The organism is Candidatus Goldiibacteriota bacterium, from assembly GCA_016937715.1.
Taxonomy (GTDB): domain Bacteria; phylum Oederibacteriota; class PGYV01; order PGYV01; family PGYV01; genus PGYV01.
The window spans coordinates 38,131-57,464 of sequence record JAFGWA010000008.1; the positions used below are offsets into that span (position 1 = coordinate 38,131).

Annotated in this window: 18 protein-coding genes; all 18 read right to left on the reverse strand. The window is 43.4% G+C overall.

Going from position 1 to position 19,334, the window contains the following annotated elements:
• Positions 1-10: 10 nt before the first annotated feature.
• Complete coding sequence (locus JXR81_01450) at positions 11-595, reverse strand: cell division protein FtsQ (protein ID MBN2753509.1); 585 nt, start codon at positions 593-595, stop codon at positions 11-13.
• The gene (locus tag JXR81_01455) at positions 588-1,511 is read right to left on the reverse strand and encodes a D-alanine--D-alanine ligase (protein MBN2753510.1); all 924 of its coding nucleotides are present in this window, start codon (positions 1,509-1,511) and stop codon (positions 588-590) included. The genes JXR81_01450 and JXR81_01455 overlap by 8 nt, the downstream gene beginning before the upstream one ends.
• A gap of 29 nt (positions 1,512-1,540) precedes the next feature.
• Positions 1,541-2,440, reverse strand: a complete 900-nt coding sequence (gene murB, locus JXR81_01460) for a UDP-N-acetylmuramate dehydrogenase (protein MBN2753511.1) — start codon at positions 2,438-2,440, stop codon at positions 1,541-1,543.
• A complete protein-coding gene (locus JXR81_01465) occupies positions 2,440-3,804 on the reverse strand; it encodes a UDP-N-acetylmuramate--L-alanine ligase (GenBank protein ID MBN2753512.1) in 1,365 nt (454 codons plus the stop codon). The genes murB and JXR81_01465 overlap by 1 nt, the downstream gene beginning before the upstream one ends.
• Positions 3,805-3,816: 12 nt before the next feature.
• Positions 3,817-4,914, reverse strand: a complete 1,098-nt coding sequence (murG, locus tag JXR81_01470; GenBank protein MBN2753513.1) for an undecaprenyldiphospho-muramoylpentapeptide beta-N-acetylglucosaminyltransferase — start codon at positions 4,912-4,914, stop codon at positions 3,817-3,819.
• Complete coding sequence (ftsW, locus tag JXR81_01475; GenBank protein MBN2753514.1) at positions 4,911-6,032, reverse strand: putative lipid II flippase FtsW; 1,122 nt, start codon at positions 6,030-6,032, stop codon at positions 4,911-4,913. The genes murG and ftsW overlap by 4 nt, the downstream gene beginning before the upstream one ends.
• Complete coding sequence (gene murD, locus JXR81_01480) at positions 6,019-7,389, reverse strand: UDP-N-acetylmuramoyl-L-alanine--D-glutamate ligase (protein MBN2753515.1); 1,371 nt, start codon at positions 7,387-7,389, stop codon at positions 6,019-6,021. Before murD ends, ftsW begins: the two co-directional genes overlap by 14 nt.
• Before the next feature lie 4 nt (positions 7,390-7,393).
• Complete coding sequence (locus tag JXR81_01485; protein MBN2753516.1) at positions 7,394-8,476, reverse strand: phospho-N-acetylmuramoyl-pentapeptide-transferase; 1,083 nt, start codon at positions 8,474-8,476, stop codon at positions 7,394-7,396.
• Positions 8,477-8,505: 29 nt separating this feature from the next.
• Positions 8,506-9,834, reverse strand: a complete 1,329-nt coding sequence (locus JXR81_01490; protein ID MBN2753517.1) for a UDP-N-acetylmuramoyl-tripeptide--D-alanyl-D-alanine ligase — start codon at positions 9,832-9,834, stop codon at positions 8,506-8,508.
• A 1-nt stretch (position 9,835) separates the two neighbouring features.
• The gene (locus JXR81_01495) at positions 9,836-11,311 is read right to left on the reverse strand and encodes a UDP-N-acetylmuramoyl-L-alanyl-D-glutamate--2,6-diaminopimelate ligase (protein MBN2753518.1); all 1,476 of its coding nucleotides are present in this window, start codon (positions 11,309-11,311) and stop codon (positions 9,836-9,838) included.
• On the reverse strand, positions 11,308-13,434 hold the full coding sequence (locus tag JXR81_01500; GenBank protein MBN2753519.1) for a PASTA domain-containing protein: 2,127 nt from the start codon (positions 13,432-13,434) through the stop codon (positions 11,308-11,310). The genes JXR81_01495 and JXR81_01500 overlap by 4 nt, the downstream gene beginning before the upstream one ends.
• 21 nt (positions 13,435-13,455) lie before the next feature.
• A complete protein-coding gene (locus tag JXR81_01505) occupies positions 13,456-13,806 on the reverse strand; it encodes a hypothetical protein (protein ID MBN2753520.1) in 351 nt (116 codons plus the stop codon).
• Between the two features lie 26 nt (positions 13,807-13,832).
• The gene (rsmH, locus tag JXR81_01510) at positions 13,833-14,744 is read right to left on the reverse strand and encodes a 16S rRNA (cytosine(1402)-N(4))-methyltransferase RsmH (protein MBN2753521.1); all 912 of its coding nucleotides are present in this window, start codon (positions 14,742-14,744) and stop codon (positions 13,833-13,835) included.
• The gene (locus tag JXR81_01515; protein ID MBN2753522.1) at positions 14,741-15,082 is read right to left on the reverse strand and encodes an STAS domain-containing protein; all 342 of its coding nucleotides are present in this window, start codon (positions 15,080-15,082) and stop codon (positions 14,741-14,743) included. The genes rsmH and JXR81_01515 overlap by 4 nt, the downstream gene beginning before the upstream one ends.
• A 12-nt stretch (positions 15,083-15,094) precedes the next feature.
• Positions 15,095-15,517 carry a division/cell wall cluster transcriptional repressor MraZ gene (gene mraZ / locus JXR81_01520; protein MBN2753523.1) on the reverse strand — a complete coding sequence of 141 codons (423 nt, stop codon included), beginning with the start codon at positions 15,515-15,517 and terminating at the stop codon, positions 15,095-15,097.
• Between the two features lie 304 nt (positions 15,518-15,821).
• Complete coding sequence (locus JXR81_01525; GenBank protein MBN2753524.1) at positions 15,822-15,989, reverse strand: hypothetical protein; 168 nt, start codon at positions 15,987-15,989, stop codon at positions 15,822-15,824.
• Positions 15,990-16,239: 250 nt separating this feature from the next.
• Entirely contained in the window at positions 16,240-16,965 is a 726-nt protein-coding gene (locus tag JXR81_01530) for an RNA methyltransferase (protein MBN2753525.1), read from the reverse strand.
• Positions 16,966-16,979: 14 nt separating this feature from the next.
• The gene (locus JXR81_01535) at positions 16,980-19,175 is read right to left on the reverse strand and encodes a DUF5060 domain-containing protein (GenBank protein MBN2753526.1); all 2,196 of its coding nucleotides are present in this window, start codon (positions 19,173-19,175) and stop codon (positions 16,980-16,982) included.
• Between the last annotated feature and the right edge of the window lie 159 nt (positions 19,176-19,334).

Consider the following 19,334-nt stretch of genomic DNA (forward strand, 5'->3'; position numbering starts at 1 on the left):
TCACGCCCCTTCATCTGATTATCACCCTGTCTTTGTAACGCATATCAATGACAGAGTATTTTTTATTCATCTCGCCCGCTTTTTTTATCACAAGGGCAAGGTTGCTTAACTTTTCATTATCCAGATCTTTGCCTGCAATAACCTTTTTTCCGTCCATAGTAATCATAATTATCATTTCAGGATTTTTAATATTGATTTCCGATATGCCTCCAAGCCCTGACGAAGACAGCCTTAAAACAGATTTTAATATCTTTTTATGGGCAGCGCTTTTCACGCCGTCAGAAATACCCGTCAGTACCGGAAGGTCATGCCTTTGCGTGGCATCTTCGGCAGAATCAAGGCTGCCGGTTGAATTCATAACAGACAGCCCCGCGGATGTCATTACAAGATACTTCGGCTGCGCAAACGGCGAAGTAATCTGCGGCATTTCCGGAATCTTTAAATTTTTAGCCGCGTAGCCTATTATCCTGGTGCCGGCAAATAGAAGCATGACAATAAGCGCTCCGCCCAAAACAGCATTTTTAAAGCTGTTTTTCAGCGCAACAGCGCCCGCCGCATTAACCTTTCTGGCCATGTAGTGTTTTCTTTTATACATTCTTCTTTTTTAACGCTCCTTCTATTAATATCAGCAGCAGATTGTAAAAACTTATTCCCGCAGCCCTGGCGGATTCCGGAAAAAGGCTTGTGGGCGTCATACCCGGAAGCGTATTAGCTTCAAGCACGTACGGCACACCTTTACTTACTATTATATCCACCCTTACGTATTCTTCGCACATCAGGGCGTACGCTGTTTTTAATGCTGTTTTTTTTGCGTTTTCCATATCTTTTTTTGAAAGCCTTGCCGGAATTATGTGCGTTGATTTGCCCGCGGTATATTTTGCGTCGTAATCATAGAATTCATTGGCCGGCACTATTTCTATTACAGGCAGCACTTTGCCGTTTAAAACAGGAAGAGAAATTTCCACTCCTTTTATGTATTTTTCCACAAGCACTGCCCTTCCTATTTTCAGGACCGCCTTTAACGCGGCCTGCGCCTGCTTTTTATTCTTCACCAGAAAAACACCGACCGAAGAACCGTTATCCACCGGTTTAAAATACAGCGGATATTTCAGCTTTAAGGCGCCCAAACCGTCTTTTTTGTTTATCACCTGAAATGCAGGTGTGGGAATATGATTGCTTAACATTATCTCTTTTGATTTCACCTTGTCCATCACAAGGGCGGAAGCAAGCACGCCGCACCCTGTATATGGTATTTTGTAGAATTCAAGCATGCCCTGCACTATTCCGTCTTCGCCGTAAGTACCGTGCAGCCCGTTAACAACCACATCCGGCTTTGCTTTTAAAACCGCGGAAAAATCCCTTGAATTAAGGTCAATTTCCGTCACTTTATGCCCGTTTGCCCTTAACGCAGCGGCAATTCCCGCGCCTGTCAGAAGTGAAACTTTGCGCTCTTTTGAAAGGCCGCCTTTTAAAACCACAATCTTAAGCTTTTTTAAATCTGCCTTTTTCATAGTGTCTCCGCGAATATTTTAGCTTAACGCTATCTTATGTACCGTACTTCCTCTTCAAGGCGGATTCCTTTTTTCTTAAACACCGTCTTTTTCACATAATCCGCAAGTTTTATTACATCGTTAAACCGGGCATTGCCTTTATTTATTATAAAATTGGCGTGCTTTGCAGACACCGCCGCGCCGCCTATCTGTTTTCCTTTAAGCCCGCACTCTTCAATCACTCGCCCCGCCACATATTCCGGAAACTTATTCTTAAAATAACTGCCGGCGCTTGGCTCCTGCGGGTGTTTTGCTTTACGCAGTTCTATTATTCGGTTTACCTCTTTTTTCACCTTTGCGGGTGTGCTTCTTTTCAATTTAATATCAACACCTGTTATTACGCACTCTTTTTTCATGAATATGCTTTTTCTGTATGAAAACACCCTTTTACAGGATTTAACTTTTTTTGTTGAACCTGCCGCGCCGGCGGTATAAACCGCTCCTATCACTTCCGAAAAAGATTTTCCAAAAGCTCCCGCGTTCATATACGCGGCGCCGCCCACAGAACCGGGTATGCCTGACATAAATTCCATTCCCGACAGCCCGTTCTTCGCGGCAAATTCCATAAGCTCTTCAATTGTGGCGCCCGCGCCGGCAAAAATACCGGACGCGCCTTTTCTTTCAATATGCGAAAAACCGTTTTTCAGCGAAATAAAAACCTTATTAATTCTGCCGTCTTTTATCACCATATTTGACATGCAGCCTACGGCCATAAAAGGCATGCCGTGTTTCTTGCACGCCTTAATCACAGCGCTTACTTCTTTTTCAGAACGCGGAATAACAAACAAAGCGGCCTTTCCGCCTATTTTAAAGTATGAAAGTTCTTTTACGGAAAAATCCGCGAACAGTTCAATTCCCGCCTCTGACAACTGCCTGCGCAGAGAATTCATTAAGCCTCCCTTTCAAGGAGTTTCTGTAACTGATTCACGTTTCCGGCTCCCATTAACATTACATAGTCGCCTTTTTTTACGATGCCCATAACCCTGTTGACTATAGCTTCCCAGTTTTTCTCATAATACACATTTTTATAACCTGACTCTTTCATCGCGTCCAGTATAAGCTGGCTGGTTACACCGGGTACCGGCGCTTCCCTTGACGGATAGATTGAGTCCAGCACCACCACATCGGCAAGGGATAATGACTTTGCGAATTCAGGATAATGAAACTGCGTGCGCGAAAAAAGGTGCGGCTGAAAAACCGCTATTACCTTTTTCTTTCCCGCCACAACCCTGGCTGTTTCCAGCGTCTTTGCTATTTCCGCAGGATGATGCGCGTAATCATCCACCACAGTAAACAGTTTATTCGGGTAAACATTAAACCTTCTCTGAACATTCTGAAAACCGGCAAGGGCTTTTTTAATAACCGCCGGCTTTATCCCCTGCCCGTAAGCTATGGAAATGCACAAAGCCGCGTTCATAACATTATGGCTTCCCGGTATGTTCAGTTTAAACACGCCAAGTTTTTTATTTTCAAAAGTTATTTCAAATGTCTGCGAAAAACCCTTTACTTTTATATTGCTTATAACCACATCATTATCGCGTTTTGTGCCGAAAAACACTTTTTTCACGTAAATCTCGCTTTCGATATCCCTTACATTTTTATCATCGCCGTTAAGATAAGCCGCGCCAAAAAACGGCGTCTTATTAATAAACTGCACAAAAGCCTGTTTTAAATTGTCCATCCTTTTATAGTAATCCATGTGGTCATTATCTATGTTTGTAACGCCGCAAATCACGGGATTAAGGTGAAGGAAAGACCCAAACGCCTCACACGCTTCCGCGATTACATATTCCCCTTTTCCGGCTTTGGCGTGCGCGCCTTTTGATTTGACAAGCCCGCCCACTACAAAAGTGGGGTCAAGCCCGGCCTCTTCAAATATTCCGGCAAGCATGGAAGTGGTTGTGGTTTTACCGTGCGACCCGGCTATTGCCACGCCTTTTTTTAGCCTCATCACTTCGTTAAGCATAACAGCGCGGGGTATAACCGGTATTTTCATCTTTCTGGCTTCGGTTATCTCCGGGTTTGTTTCCGGTACCGCGTTGCTGTACACAAGCACCTGCGCGTTTTTAACATTCTTTTTATCATGGCCTAAAAATACTTTGCCGCCCATTAATTTAACGCGCATTGTGGTGTCAGACTCTTTGGCGTCGGAGCCGCTGACTGAATAGCCCATATTGATAAAAATTTCCGCCAGGCCGTTCATCCCTGACCCGCCGATGCCCACAAAATGAATCCTTTTTACCGTTTCAGCCATGTAACTCTCCTGTTATTTTGCGTATCCTGTTTTTTCAAATATAATCCGCGTTATGTTTTCCGCGCCGTTGCCGGCATATGAACTTAACAGTTTTTCACGCATTACTTTTCCTGTATTTACATCCAAAACTTTCTTCAAATTTTCCATAAGCGTTATAACGTTCAGTGCGCTGTCTTTTATCACAAGCGCCGCCTGCCTTTGCGCAAAAGATACGGCGTTCTTTTCCTGATGATTGCCTGCCGCGTGCGGGTAAGGCACAAGCACCGAAGGCAGGCCGCAAGCCGTTATCTCTGTCAGGGTTCCGGCTCCGGCCCTTAATACGCCCGCGTCAGCTGCCGCGTACGCAAGTTGGGCTTCATTTATAAATTTTAAGAGCTTTATTTTTATTTTGCTATTCCCGGCCGTTTCTTCAAGCCTTACATAATCATCATCGCCGCACATCCACAGAAGCTGTAAATCCGGCAGTTGTTTTTCAATTTCCGGCAGCGCTTCTTCAATCACCCTGTTAATTTTCTTTGCTGCCCTGCTTCCCGGCATTATAAGAAGCACTTTCTTTGCCAGATCAAGATCAAATTCCAGATATCCTTCTTTTTTATCCGCGTTTATTATCCCTTCCCTGACAGGGTTGCCTGTCACAGAAGTTTTTTTTGCCGGAAAATATTTTTTTGTTTCCATAAAACCAACCGTCACGGCAGACACCGCCGCGGCAAGCATTCTGTTTGCCAGCCCCGGATACACATTAGGCTCGTGTATAAGCGTCTTTCTGCCGGTCAAAGCGGCCGCCAGCACAAAAGGGAAAGAGGCAAAACCTCCTGTTCCCATCACTATATCCGGCCTGAATTCATTTACTATTTTTAACGCGTCAAAGAGCGACTTTATGACAAACGCTCCGTTTATAACATTCTTAAATGTAAACTTTCTTATCAAAGGCCTTGTTTCTATACCCTTAAAGTCATAATCTCTCCGCGGAATTATTGAAGCTTCCATTCCGCTCTTATTGCCCGCAAAAAGCACTTCGGCATTTTTTACTTTCTTCTTCATATCTTCGGCAACAGCCAGCGCCGGATATATGTGCCCGCCTGTACCGCCGCAGGCAAAAATTATCTTCATTTGCCCTCACCAAACACTTTGCGTGACACGCCAAGCAGAATTCCCGCGGCCATAAGCGAAATTAAAAGCGACGAACCGCCGGCGCTGAAAAACGGAAGCGTGGTGCCTTTTGGCGGCAGTATGCCTGTTGCCACACCCATATTGGTAAAAGCCTGCACGCCAATCATAAAAGTCACGGAACACGCAAGAAGCTTTAAAAACCTGTCTTTGGCGTTTATTGCTATCGCGCTTCCACGCCATAAAAACACAAAGAACATCACAGCCACAAGGGCCGCGCCGATAAATCCCGTTTCCTCACCCACTATTGAATATATATAATCCGTATGCGGCGTGGGCAGATATAAAAACTTCTGCTGCCCCTGCGAAAGTCCCATTCCAAATATGCCTCCGGTGCCTATAGCTATAAGCGACTGCGCTGTCTGCCAGCCGGCTCCAAAATAATCTTTCCACGGGTCAAGATACACAAACATTCTTTTTACCCTGTAAGGTTCCGCAATGATAAGCGCCGCGACCACAAGCGCCGCCGCCGGAATAGTGACCGCGAATATTTTTAAAGGCGCCCCTGATATAAGCGTCATAATTATAAAAAGCGCCATTATTATAAATGTGCCTCCAAGGTCGCGCTGCAGTATAAGGCCAAAACAAATAACTCCGGTAACCATAAGCGATTTAATAAATATTTTTTTAAACGGCAGTTTGACATCGCTGAACAGAAATGCCAGATACATGGCATAAAACAGTTTAACAAATTCAAAGGGCTGTATCTGCGGAAGGCCCGGCAGTTTAAGCCAGCGCACCGCACCGCCTGCTTTTTTTCCGAATCCCGGCACATGCACCATAAAAAGCATTATTACGGAAACAAGAAGGAAAAAAGGTATAAGTTTCTTCATTTTTTCCGGCTCATACAGCATAAAAAAACCGGCGGCTATTATTCCCAAAAACGCCCACATAAGCTGTTTTTTAAAAAAGTACGCCGAATCGCCGTAGTCTTCATAACTTACGACAGAACTTGCGCTGTAAACCATGATAAGGCCAAGAAGCGTAAGAACCAATACATCAATCAGAAGTATCGGATCCACGCTGTCAAGCGCTTTTGTTTTGGCGTTAGACTTTGCCATTTTCAGCCGCCTTTAAAACATATTTTTTAAATTCATCACCCCTGTGCCCGTAGCTTTTAAAAAGGTCAAAGCTTGCGCACGCCGGAGATAACAACACCACTTCCACATCAAGCGCGCACCCGGCATTAACCGCTTCTTCCATAGAGGCGCACTTTACAACAGGCACTGAATCTTTAAATATAACCTCTAATTTATCCCTGTTCTCGCCCAAAGCAATAACAGCCTTAACATTACCGGGCAGCACTTTTTTTAACTGTTCAAAATCCGTATTTTTCTCCCTGCCGCCCAGTATAAGCGCCAAAGGCCTGTCAAACGTTTCCAGAGCTCGTATTACCGCATCCACATTGGTTCCCTTAGAATCGTCATAAAACTTCTTTCCGCCGGCCTCTGCCACAAATTCAATCCTGTGCGGAAGGCCTTTAAAATTCTTAATGGTTTCCTCCGCTTTATGCATGTCAAGGCCGCATGCTTCCGACAAGGCCAGGCATGCCAGAATATTTTCAACATTGTGTTTTCCAAGCAGCTGCACACCCGCCGCATCAAACAACTTTTCCTTTTTCCCGTTTATCTTTCTGAAATAAGCTTCATCCCCAAAGAAATAACAGTCATCGGATTCCGCGTACGCGGAAAAATATACCTTGCGCGACTTTGACATGGACGCCATTATTTCCGTGAACCTGTCATGCCTGTTTAACACCAGAATATCCTGCGGCGTATGATTTAAAAATATTCTCGCCTTGGATTCCGCGTACGCCTGCATGGAGTCATACCTGTCCATATGGTCATCAGTAATATTAAGAATAACCGCGGCATCTGTCTTAAATTCCTTTATTGTATCCAGCTGAAAACTGCTTATTTCCATTATTACATGGGTGTATCCCTTCTTGGAGCAAACCACATCACAAAAAGGAATCCCGATATTTCCGGCCAGCACCGCTTTATCGCCAAGCTGCGCCTTAAAAATTTCATCAGTAAGCGTCGTAACTGTTGTTTTTCCGTTTGTCCCGGTTATGCCGATAATTTTCGCGCCCTTTTCCATAAAGCGGTAGGCAAACTCTATCTCGCCAAGAACCTCTTTATTATGCCTTTTGGCCATTTCAAACCATTCGCCAAAAAGAGAAACTCCGGGGCTTACCACTATTATGTCCGCGTTTAAAACAGTTTCATTGCCATGGCCGCCGGCTTCTATTTCAATTCCCGCCGTTTCCAGGTTTAACACATCCTGTTCCATCTTCGCCTTTGGTTTAACATCGCTTAAAACAACTTTACCGGCGCCTTTTTTCTTTGCAAGCACGGCAGCTAAAATACCGCTTTTACCTGCGCCAAGCACTACAATGTTTTTTCCGTTGATATCCATAAGGTCACCTTATCTTCAGTGTGGTTAACGTGAACAGCAGCACAATCACCGCCGCTATCCAGAAACGCACTATGATTTTCGGTTCAGATACGCCTTTAAGCTGAAAATGGTGGTGCAATGGCGCCATTTTAAATATTCTTTTCTTTGTAAGTTTAAAGGACGTCACCTGAAGTATCACTGACAGCACTTCCACCACAAAAACAAGGCCAAGTATAAGAAGCAGTATTTCCTGTTTTATAAGCATCGCTATGGTGCCTATTACACCGCCCAGCATAAGGGCTCCCACATCGCCCATAAAAACTTCAGCCGGATAAGAATTAAACCACAGGAATCCAAGCAGAGCGCCGGCAAAAGCCGCGCCGAATACCGCAAGTTCGCCCGCTTTTGGCACATGGGTAAGGATAAGGTAAGAAGAAAAATTCATGTTTCCTATTATATACGCAAGCACCACAAGCGCCGCGAATACAAATAAAGCCAGCCCGCTTGCCAGACCGTCAAGGCCGTCCGTAAGATTAACCGCGTTTGACCAGCCGGAGATTAAAATCCCTCCAAAAATGAAGTATGCCCAGAACGGCAGTACCAGCACATGCTTAATAAACGGAAGCGCCACCTGCGCGGCATAAGCTTTATCAGCTTCCAAATGAAGGTAAAAAGCGGTTATGGCAAACGCCCCGGCAAACTGCAGCACAAGTTTCCAGCGCCCGCTTAAACCTTTTGTGCCGATTTTAAGTTTTAAGATATCATCAAGAAGGCCTATTCCTCCGAACCACAGCGCGGCAAAAAGGACCATATAAACATATTCATTATCAAACCTGCCCCATAAAAGGATTGAAACAACCACCGAAAACAGTATCATTATACCGCCCATGGTCGGCGTTCCCTGTTTTTCAAGGTGTTTTTTAGGCCCGTCTTCCCTGACCACCTGCCCAATCTTCATTTTACGCAGCATTTTGATTACAAATTTACCGATAAACACCGTAATAAGAAAAGCTGTAATCGCGGCAAAAGCGGACCTTACCGTAATATACCTGAAAACATTAAGCGCCGAAAACTGCGCGCTAAGCGGGTATATCAAATGATAAAACATGTGCGGCACTTCCTTTTCTTAAAGTTATTTTATTTAATTATTTCTTCCAGTTTGTTTCCCCTTGAACCTTTAAGAAAAACCGTATTTCCCTTTTTAAGGTACGGCGCAAGGGCTTTTTTCAGTTCCTGCCTGTCGGTAAAACACACGGCTTTATTTTTTCCGTTTTCTTTAACATAACCTTTTTCCACATCACGGGCAAAACCGCCGTATATAAGAAGCGCCAGAGGTTTAATCCGCGCTATCTTTGCGCCTATTTCCCTGTGCATGGCAGGTGAATCTTTGCCAAGTTCCAGCATATCTCCGGACACTATCACAAGGTTCTTTCTTTTCATCTGTTTTAAAGACATAAGCGAAGCCGCGTAAGAATCCGGATTCGCGTTATAACTGTCATTAATCACGCTTGCGCCTTTTAACTTTATCTCTTCAAACCTCATTAACCCTTTCATGGAAAAAACTGCCAGCGCTTTTTTTACCTTCTTTAAATCCACGCCAAGTACTCCTGCTGCCGCAGCAGCTGCAGCTATATTATAAATATTATGAATGCCTTTAAATTTCGTACTCATCTGAACCTTATTAAGCGAAAATTTCGTTCCCGTCACTGACTCTTTTACCGCCGATATTCTGTAATTCGTTTTCGCGCCTGTTCCAAAACTTATCACCTTATTTCCTGCTTTTTTGCTTAAAAACTTATAATAGCGGTCATCGCCGTTTAATACAGCAGCTCCGCCTCTTCTTAAACCTTCAAATATTTCCGCCTTCGCCTCTGCTATCTTATCCTGACTTCCCATATTGCCGATGTGAGCGCGGCCGATGTTTGTTATTATCACCGCGTCTAAAGGCGTCAGCCGGGCAAGTTTACTAATCTCGCCTTTATGGTTCATTCCCATTTCAAGTACCAGCGCCCGGATTTCATTTTCCAGCCCAAATAGCGTAAGCGGCACTCCAAGGTAATTATTAAAACTTTTCTCGCTTTTCTTTACAGCATACATTTCCTGTAAAAAAGCCCCAAGCAGCTCTTTTGTAGTGGTCTTACCGTTGCTGCCTGTTACCGCGGCTATCTTTAAGTTATTAAACTTGGCCGCGTAATACCTGCCAAGGTTCATTATTGCCTCTTTTGTATCATCAACAATAATACACGGTACGCCTTTTATCTTTCTTTGTGTTATGCATACAATAGCGCCTTTTTTTACCGCTTCAGACGCATAATCATGGCCGTCATTTTTTTCGCCTTTTATCGCCACAAACACATAATTTTTTTTTATTGCCCTTGTATCCGCGGTAATTCCCGCCACTTGTACATCTTTACCTTTAAACGGGGCGCCAAAAAGCGAGTATATTTCACTTAGATTTATCCTCATCTTATTTATTACCCCTGTTTTTCAATGCCGCACGCGCCTCTTCCTGATCCGAAAAATGCGCCTTTTTTCCCATAACATCCTGATAAGTCTCATGCCCCTTGCCCGCCAGTATTACAATATCTTCTTTTTCAGCAATATTAACGGCAAGCTTTATGGCTTTTCTTCTGTCAGGTTCAAGATATATATTGTCTCTGCGCTTTATTCCTTTTGTAATATCTTTTATTATATCTTCAGGTTTTTCCATTCTGGGATTATCAGAGGTCACCACAACAACATCCGCCAGTTTTGCGGCGGCAGCTCCCATCATGGGCCTTTTACCGCGGTCTTTGTTCCCGCCTGCGCCAAAGAGCATAATTACGCGCCCGGTCTTTATCTCATTTACCACTTCCAGCACTTTTTCTATTGAATCAGCCGTATGCGCAAAATCCACTATTACAGTTATGTCTTTCGCGTAAACTATTTCCATCCTGCCTGCCACGCCTTTAAACTTTTTTATGGCTCTAATCACGGCTTTTATACCGGCAAACTTTATTACAGCGCTAATGGCGCACATAATATTACTTATGTTGTGTTCTCCGGTCATCGTGCAGCTTAAGCTTACGGGCCTATTTTTTAATAATAATTTTACATCCATGCCGCTGCGGGACAGTGAATATTCAACAGCACTGATATCCGCGTCTTTCTTTAACGAACATGTGGCTGTTTTTATTCCGGCTTTCTTTGCCGCGCTGATAAATTTCATGGCACCCGGGTCATCCTTATTCACGGTAAGCATCCCGCTTTTATCAACGTATTTAATTATCTTTAACTTTGCAGCCAGGTAATTTTCATAATTTCCGTGATAATCAAAGTGATCCCTGGTGACATTAGTAATTACCGCCGCAGCCAGTTTTATATTCTTTATTCTGTCCTGGTCAAGGCCATGGCTTGAAACTTCCATCACCAGGTATTTAATTTTTTTAATCGCCGACTGCTTTATTATCCTGTGAATTGCCAGGTTGGAAGGCGTGGTATTATTTGATGTTACCGCCTTTTTTCCCACCCTATATTCCACAGTACCTATCATGGACTGTTCTTTACCTTCCGCTTCTTTTAACATGGCGGCCGCAAGATAAGCCGTGGTGGTCTTGCCTTTCGTACCGGTAATACCTATTACCCGGACTTTTTTTCTGTATTCACCGTAAAAATAATCCACGGTTTTGTACAGCGCTTCTCTTACATCGTTCACCTTTATCACACACGTGGCTTTTAAGCCCGGTATTTCCCTGCTTACCACAACGCATGAAGCTCCGCGCGCCGCGGCATCGGACGCGTAATTATGCCCGTCTGTTGTTCTTCCAATAACGCAGAAGAAAGCCAAACCCTTTTTTACAAGGGCTGAATTTTCTTCAGCGTCGCTTATTTTCACAGAGCCGCGCCCGGATATAATTTTTCCGCCCAGCATCACCGCAAGTTTTTCGCAGGTTATCATTTTCATACGCCGTCCCTCATATCAAAACTTACCGTGCAGACAGCGCCTTTTTTCATCGCCACTCCCGGTTTTGGCTCCTGGCTTACCGCAAAACCGCTGCCCGTGCATTTCGCGTTCAAGCCGTAGAGCCTTAACACTTCCATCGCACGCCTTACAGTCATGCCCTTTACATTCGGCATGTATGTTTTTTCTTTATTATCATTATTTTCATCACCAAGAAAAATCTGCGCGTATTTACCGGATACCATTTTTTCACCGGGTTCCGGTTCCTGAGCTATTACCACTTTTCCAAAACCATGCCTCTGATATTTTATTTTTTCTTCCGCAAGCAGTAATTTTGCCTCGTTAAAAGTTTTATCTTTTATGCGCGGCATCTTTGCGGTTTGAAAATTATCGCCGCTTTCTTCCGCCTTCGCTATAACAGTCTCCTCAGGAAGCACCTTAAAATATGAAGCCATCATGGTATTTAAATTTCTGAATATCGGCCCTGCAAGATCGCCTCCAAAATATACAAACCCCTGCGGTTCATCTATTGTCACCAGCGTTACCGTCTTAGGATTATCCGCAGGCATAAACCCTATAAAAGAGGCTACATACTTATTTGCCGCATAACCTTTTCCGTCTGTCCTGTGCTTCTGCGCGGTACCTGTTTTTCCCGCCACGCGATAACCCGCCACAGCCGCTTTTTTTCCTGACCCGTCTTTTTCCGTGACAGTTTCAAGCATCGATACAAGTTTCTCTCTCCTGCTGCCGGTGGCAGGCCCGTCCTGTTTTTTAATTCTATGCCTGTATACCGTGCGCCCGTTCTTCTGTATCTTTTCAATAAGGTAAGGAGTCACAAGTTTGCCGCCGTTTGCAATAGCCGCATACGCGCGCACAAGCTGAAGCGAAGATACCGCAACTTCCTGGCCATAAGGCACGGAAGTAATTGATACCTTATCCCATTTATTCACGTTTCTTAAAAGCCCTGTAACTTCTCCCGGGAGGTCAATACCGGTCTTTGAACCAAAACCATAAGCCAGGTATTCCTGATACAAATCAGCCGGCTTTAGTTTCATTGCCAGTTTTACCGTACCGATGTTGGATGAAACCTTTATTATTTCAGCCGCCGTCAGGTCGCCGTGTTTCTCATGGTCGTGAATAGTCCTGTTATATTTGCCTATTTTAAAAACCTCTTTGCCCATTCCACAGTAGGTTTTTTCGTCATCGGAATTGGGAAACTTTTTCAGATAAGCGGCCATTGTAAATATTTTAAAAGTGGAACCGGGTTCGTACATATCGGTTATAATACGGTTCCTTTTTTTATCGGCATTGGCCGTGGCCGGGGTATTAGGGTCATAAGACGGATAATTTACAGCCGCGTAAATCGCCCCTGTCTCCGGATTCATGACAATTATGCTGCCGGATTTCGCCCTGCTTTTATTAACGGTCTCTTCCAGCTGGCGGTAAGCCGCGTACTGAATATTTCCGTCTATAGTGGTATAGACATCCGCGCCGCGTTCGGCTTTTTTTATTTTTTTATTACCTATCAGTATAGGCCTTCTTTTGGCATCAACGCGGATTTCTTCCCTGCCAAGTTTCCCTTTCATGTATTTCTCGTAAGCCATTTCAATGCCTTCAAGCCCTTTATTATCAGTACCGGCAAAGCCTGTAATGTGCGCGGTTATTTCGCCGTAAGGGTAATACCTTTTTTCTTCCGACCGCGAAAATACGCCGGGTATCTTTTTATCAAGTATTTCATCCGCGATTGAGGAAGGAACTTTTCTTTTGATATATTCAAACCCGCTGCGGCTTTTAAGTTTGGACAGCACAAACTGCCTGCTTAAACCCAGTTTTTTGCTCAAAAAGTCCGCTGTCCTGTCTTTATACTTTACGTTTCTTGGGGTGACGCAGATGCTCTCCGTTTTTATGCTCATGGCAAGCTGCCTGCCGGTGCTGTCATATATGGCGCCCCTGCCTATCTGCTTTTTCACTGTTGACATCTGCCCTTTATCCGCGCGGTCTTTTAACGACGAATGCATTATCACCTGAAGAAAAAGAAGGCGTACAAAAAGCACGGCAAGCACAAAAACAAACGCCGCCAGTACCAGCTCTATTCTCTTTTCTTCGGAAAAAACGCCGTGCTTCAACCTTATACCCCTTTGCCCGCTTTAAAAGAAACCAAGCGCGCTGAACTCTTTTTTTATGACATATACATCGCCGGGCCTGGCCGCTCTAAAACCGTACCGTTCCCTTGCAACCTTTTCAATTCCGCTTCCGGACATGGCCACCTGTACTTTCATTTCAAGCATTTTATTCTGGGATTTAAGGGTATCCCGCTCCCTGATAAGTTCATTTACGTCATAATTTAATTTGGCGCTCTGGGTGTAAAACCACACCACAAGAAGAAAAGGAAACGCCAATAAGACTATACGCCCTATAATTTTATTCGCTCCGCCTCTGGCAGGCCTTACGCTTCCCGCGTTTAAGCCCCTTAAAAACCTGTTTGAAAACTCCGCCACTGTCTTCTCCTGAATTTTTATTGCCGCTAAAGTTTTTCCGCGCACCTTAATTTCGCGCTTCTTGCGCGGGGATTCTGCCTTGTCTCCTCAAAAGATGCTGTTACGGGTTTCTTTGTCACCGCTTCAAGTTCTTTTATCTTATGGCATATGCACGGCCTGTATCCGCAGTCGCAGCCGCGCGATTTTTCCCTGATAAAGTTTTTAACTATCCTGTCTTCAAGCGAATGGAATGAAATCACGCACATTCTTCCGCCCGGTACTAAAAGCGAGGCCGCGCTCTTAATACTTTTTTCAAGCGCGCCCAGTTCGTTATTTACCTCTATCCTTATTGCCTGAAACACTTTTGTGGCCGGGTGTATCTTTTCTTTGCCAAACTTTGCTTTTTTGATTATCTCCGCAAGCTCCAACGTTCCCTTCACCGGCCTGCTTTTCATTATGAAATCGGCTATTTTCGCGTAATACCCTTCTTCTCCGTAATCTTTTATCACACGCTCCAGGTCCGCCCTGTTGTACCTGTTCACCACATCATCAGCGGACAAGGGCGACGTTTCATCCATTCTCATGTCAAGCGGCGCGTCTTTCATGAAAGAAAAGCCGCGTGTGCCGTCATCAAGCTGCATGCTTGATACTCCAAGGTCGTAAACTATCCCGCTTATTGACTGCGAACCCTGTTCATGCACTATCTTTTCAAGATCTTTAAAATTGCCTTTTATCGCCTTAAAATTAGAATATCCTTTAAGCCTGTCAGACGCGTATTCAAGAGCCCTGTCGTCCTGATCTATACCTATTAAAAAGGCCTCAGGTGACATATCTTTTAATATCCTTTCGCTATGTCCTCCGAAGCCCAGCGTTGCGTCCACCCACAGCCCTTTTTTCCCGGCCAACCGCAGAAATTCCGCGGTTTCTTCAAGAAGTACGGTCTTGTGGGAAAATGTCATATAAGGCAGCTAAAAGCCCTGACCGCTTCTTCTTCATTCGCAAAGAAATCAAATTCGCCCCAATACCCGGCGTAAACAAAGAGATTGCGGACGTAATCATTGGCGCCTATAATTTTAATATCGCCGCCAAGGCTGCGGACCCTTTCCTTTCTTTCATTTAAGTACTCTATTCCACTTACATTTATATGCGTCACTCCGGCAAAATCAATTATAAATAAGAACTGTTCCATCTCTATAAAACTGTTTATTATCTCTTTTAAGGCGATGATATCTTCAAGCGCTATCTCGCCCTTCATGATAAGCATTACGAATTTTTTTGATGTTGTCTGTACACTCATTTTATTTCCTCCCTATTTGTTGTTATCGTCAAAAGTATTTTTATCCCATATTTCAAACCTGTCCCCGATGCCCGCAAACACCACATTTTTTCCAATTTTAGCGTATTCCTTAAGGAATGGAGGAATAATTATCCTTCCCGCCTTGTCAATATTTACGGATTCCGTATTTGCAAGTTTTGCCCTCATATACTTTAAATCGCGTTCCTGTTCATCAAGTTTTGTCCCTTCCGCGTACTGTTCCATCATTTTTTCCCACTTCTCCGGCGCAAAGACCTCTATGCACTTGTCTTTGCTTTTTGAAAGAACAAGGGTTGCGCGTTTATCCGGGTCAGAAGTTATCTCTTCAATATATTTTTTATACCTGGACGGAATACTTACGCGGCCTTTTTCATCAAGGCTGTGCTCATGCTGCCCTATAAAACCAATTTTTATCACTATAGCGCTCCTTTAAATAAATCCATCCCACTTTTTCCCACTATTTGCCTAAATTATACCCCAAAACACTGTTTTGTCAATACATATATCCCACCCGCGGTATGATTTACACTTGTATTTTTGCCTTATTTTTAAGATGTTTTTTGACTTATCCCCAAAAAAATGAAAATAGTTGTAGTTTAAATGCATTATTTTTTGTTTTTTTATATTATTTTAAAACAGATTTAAATGATATTAATACCTTTTGCCCATCAATATACTGATTTGAGTATTTGATTTACCTGAAAAACGCCGAATTCTTTTTTTAAAATTCTATCCGGCTTAAAGGGTTGTTTTTAAAACGGCGTTCTTCTCTTATTCTGCGTTTTGAACGGCGCGCGGTTTCAAAAGTTTTCCCCATATAACCGCCCTTCATACGCCTTTCTTCCTGCCTGCGTTCGCTGCCTGACCTTCTGTTATTGAAAGCGGACATATATATCACCGCCTTTTTACTTTTCTGTCTTCCCAATGCAATTATAGCCCCGAATAAGCGTAAGGTCAAATAGAGGCTTGGACGCTTGGAAGTTTGGAGGCTTGGTAAAGATAATTACACAATCCAACTGCAACCGCCCCGGGCTGAAGCCCGCGCCTACCACTGCCACCACAAAAACCACAAAATAAAAATGTTAAAATTATTTATAAAATAAGGGTTATGCGTGTTTTTTCAGAAATAAAAAACAAAATTATTTTGATGAAAATTCAAAAAAGATAATTGCCGCAGCCGCTGCCACGTTCAGCGATTCCACATCACCGGGATAGTGTATTTTTATTTTATTTTTTGATATTTGTTTTATCTCTTCACTGACGCCCATTCCTTCACTGCCAAATACCAAAACCGTTTTGCCTTCTGTTTTTACTTTTTTGATATCAATGCCGTCATTTACGTCTGTTACAAAAAACCTGTATTCACGGGCAAAATCAGCAATTTCTTCAGCACTTATTATTTTTGCATTCACTTTAAAAACCGCGCCGGCTGACGCGCGTATGGTTTTTTCCGAATAAATTCCTGCGCAGCCGTCAGTTAAAATATACGTATTAAACCCAAAAGCCGCGCCGCTTCTTATTATAGCGCCAAGGTTGGAAGGATCCTGAATTCCGTCCAGCAAAATGATATTTTGCTCGGATTTGAAGTCGTTAAGTGTTTTTTGCGGCACCCTGCACAGCGCCAGAAATCCCGCGGGAGTTTTAACAGACGCAAAACGGCTTATGTCATTTGATTTTACTTTTTCTGCTGCGGATATTAGAGTGCTGAATTTTTCAAGCAGCTGTTTATTATCATAAAAAAACCCTTCCACCTTTATCCCGGCATCCAGCGCCTCTTCAAGTATTTTCTCCGTATCAACAAGAAAGAAACCTTCATCTTTCATTGCTTTTTTATCTTTTAAAAGAGACTGTATTTTTTTATCCATAATTACCCGCTTTTTTATTTATATTCCCTTATTCTAATCGCCGCGTCTTTATCAAACGTCGGCAGGTCCAGCCTTAAATCTTCTTCATGTTTTATTACCTGTTTTTTATCAGTCACGCCGCCTGTATAAGTGTCAAAATACTCAATCACATAACGGCCGGGCCTTAAATCCGAAACATCTATATAACTGCCTTCAACTTTATCCGTCTGCGTGTTTTCCCATGTATAGTCCCTGTGTTTGTACCAGATATACGCGGAAGCTTCACTCTGCACTCCCGCAATAAAAACAGGCGCGATTGAAGGGTCGGTAAAATCAGTTATTTCCACGTAATCAAGTTTAATCCAGTCCGCGCCGGTATTTTTTATTGTTACCTCATTATCCCCAGCGTGCAGGTCAACGGTATATGTAAGTTTGCAGTCCGCCTGATAAACATTTAATTCTTTCTGAAAAACCGCCCCGGGCTGATCTTTAGCGTTTATTTCAGTTTTAAAAACACGCTCGCCGTTTATTTCCACCAGAAGCGTATTATTATCAGATACTTTATTAATGCCTATAATCAGCTTCGCCGGAAATCTGTTGGTCATTACAAGTACAGGGTCATTTTTCATTTCCGGTTTTAATTCCCCGTAAAGAAACGCCATAAACTGGTCTGTGTTTAAAGCGTCCCCGGCAGGGGTGATTATAAACCTGTTCTTTTTTGCTTTTGCCTGCCTGTCTTCAGGGTATATTTTTACGCTTCCCGGTTTTTTATTTTCGTAATCATAGTAATACGCTTTTTCCGCGCGCAGCTGAAAATAATCCCCCCTTGCCCAGTTTATCCCGCGCAGAAAATCAGACAGGGGTTTATAAATATCCCACAACCCGAATTTATCAACATATACGTCCCACCGCCATATCATGGGCCAGCCGGCGGAAAGCGAAAGCGCTCCACCCCAGATACCCGTATGCAGCTGAATGCCTTTTTCATCTTTTACACTGTCTGTCATGCCTTCCAAAACCGCCGCCGGTCCAAACCCGCCTACAATATGCGGCTTGTTATACTTTTCCGTTTTTATCCTTGAAGCGTCAAATATTTCCACCGCCGCGTCTTTAAGGCTGTAAATATGCGTCTGAACAAAATCAATACTTTCAAGTTTCCAGACATCCTCACCCCCGGCAGGGTCAAAAAATGACGCCGTTGTTAAATGTTTATTTACATCATATTTTTTAATAAAAGAAAAAATATCACTGTGCCATTCGGCAACGGCGGCAGCATCAAATTTATCAGTCAAATCCGCTTCATTAAACGGCTCCCACGCAAAAAGATTTCGGGAATAACCCCACCTTGCAATAATATAGCGCAGGCGGTTTTTAAACATCTGCCGCGCCACTTTAGATGTAAAAAATTCCTGTGGTTCATCAATCACTCCGTCATTTTTGGAATTGTAAGGATTATCATCCCACGCGGAGTTTGTGTTTATGGAGTATTCCCCGTGAGACACAAGGCACATCTGAATATAAACATCATGCTCCCTGCAAAGTTCAAAAACCTGATCCAGCATTGCCGCCTGTTTCTGGCGCGAAGAATAGCCGCCAAGCTTGTCTGTTTCAATGCCAAAACTCCACGGAGCCATCCAAATCTTTATAAGATTACCGCCGTTTGCGGAAAACTTTTCTATCCAGTATTTATAATCTTCGTACATGCGTTCCTGGTTTGCCCACGCCATATTAATACCCTTTGCAAAAAAAGGCTCTTTGTTTTCAAATTCAAAAAACAGGGTGTCTGCAGGGCTTATCCTTACAAAACCACGGGAATCAGAACTTCTTTTGCACGTGAATGTTTCCCACGCGGTTATTGTCACAGGCTTGCCGCCTATGTTTAATTCCATTCTATATGTCCATTCACCGGCTTCTTTTGGGATAATACGCGCCTTAAACGAACCGCCTGCAGATAAGTATTCCGCTTTGCCGTCAAATTCAAAATCATCGGAATAAAAACCTTCTATTTCATTACGTTTGGACGAAGGCGATTTAAAAGTGGTTTTAAACTGAACCTTTGAATAATCATACGGGTTAATACCGGTAATATCATATTCCAGGGAAGCTTCAAACATTTCCATCTGTTTAACCACGCTCTTAGCCGGCTTAATGGCCTGTTCCTGCGCAAAAACTGCTACCTGTGATAATATCCCTGAAATTACCGCAATCAGCAGTACCTTTACGGTCCTCATAATGCCTCCAAAACACGAATTTGGGACATTATATACCTAATAAAGTATTTTTAAAACCAATAAAAAAAGGGGTGTCAACGCAAAATAGAAGTGTCCTATTTTCTGCAAAATAGAAATGTCCGCTTTTCAAAGTACAGCCTGCCAAGAATCCCCGGTTAC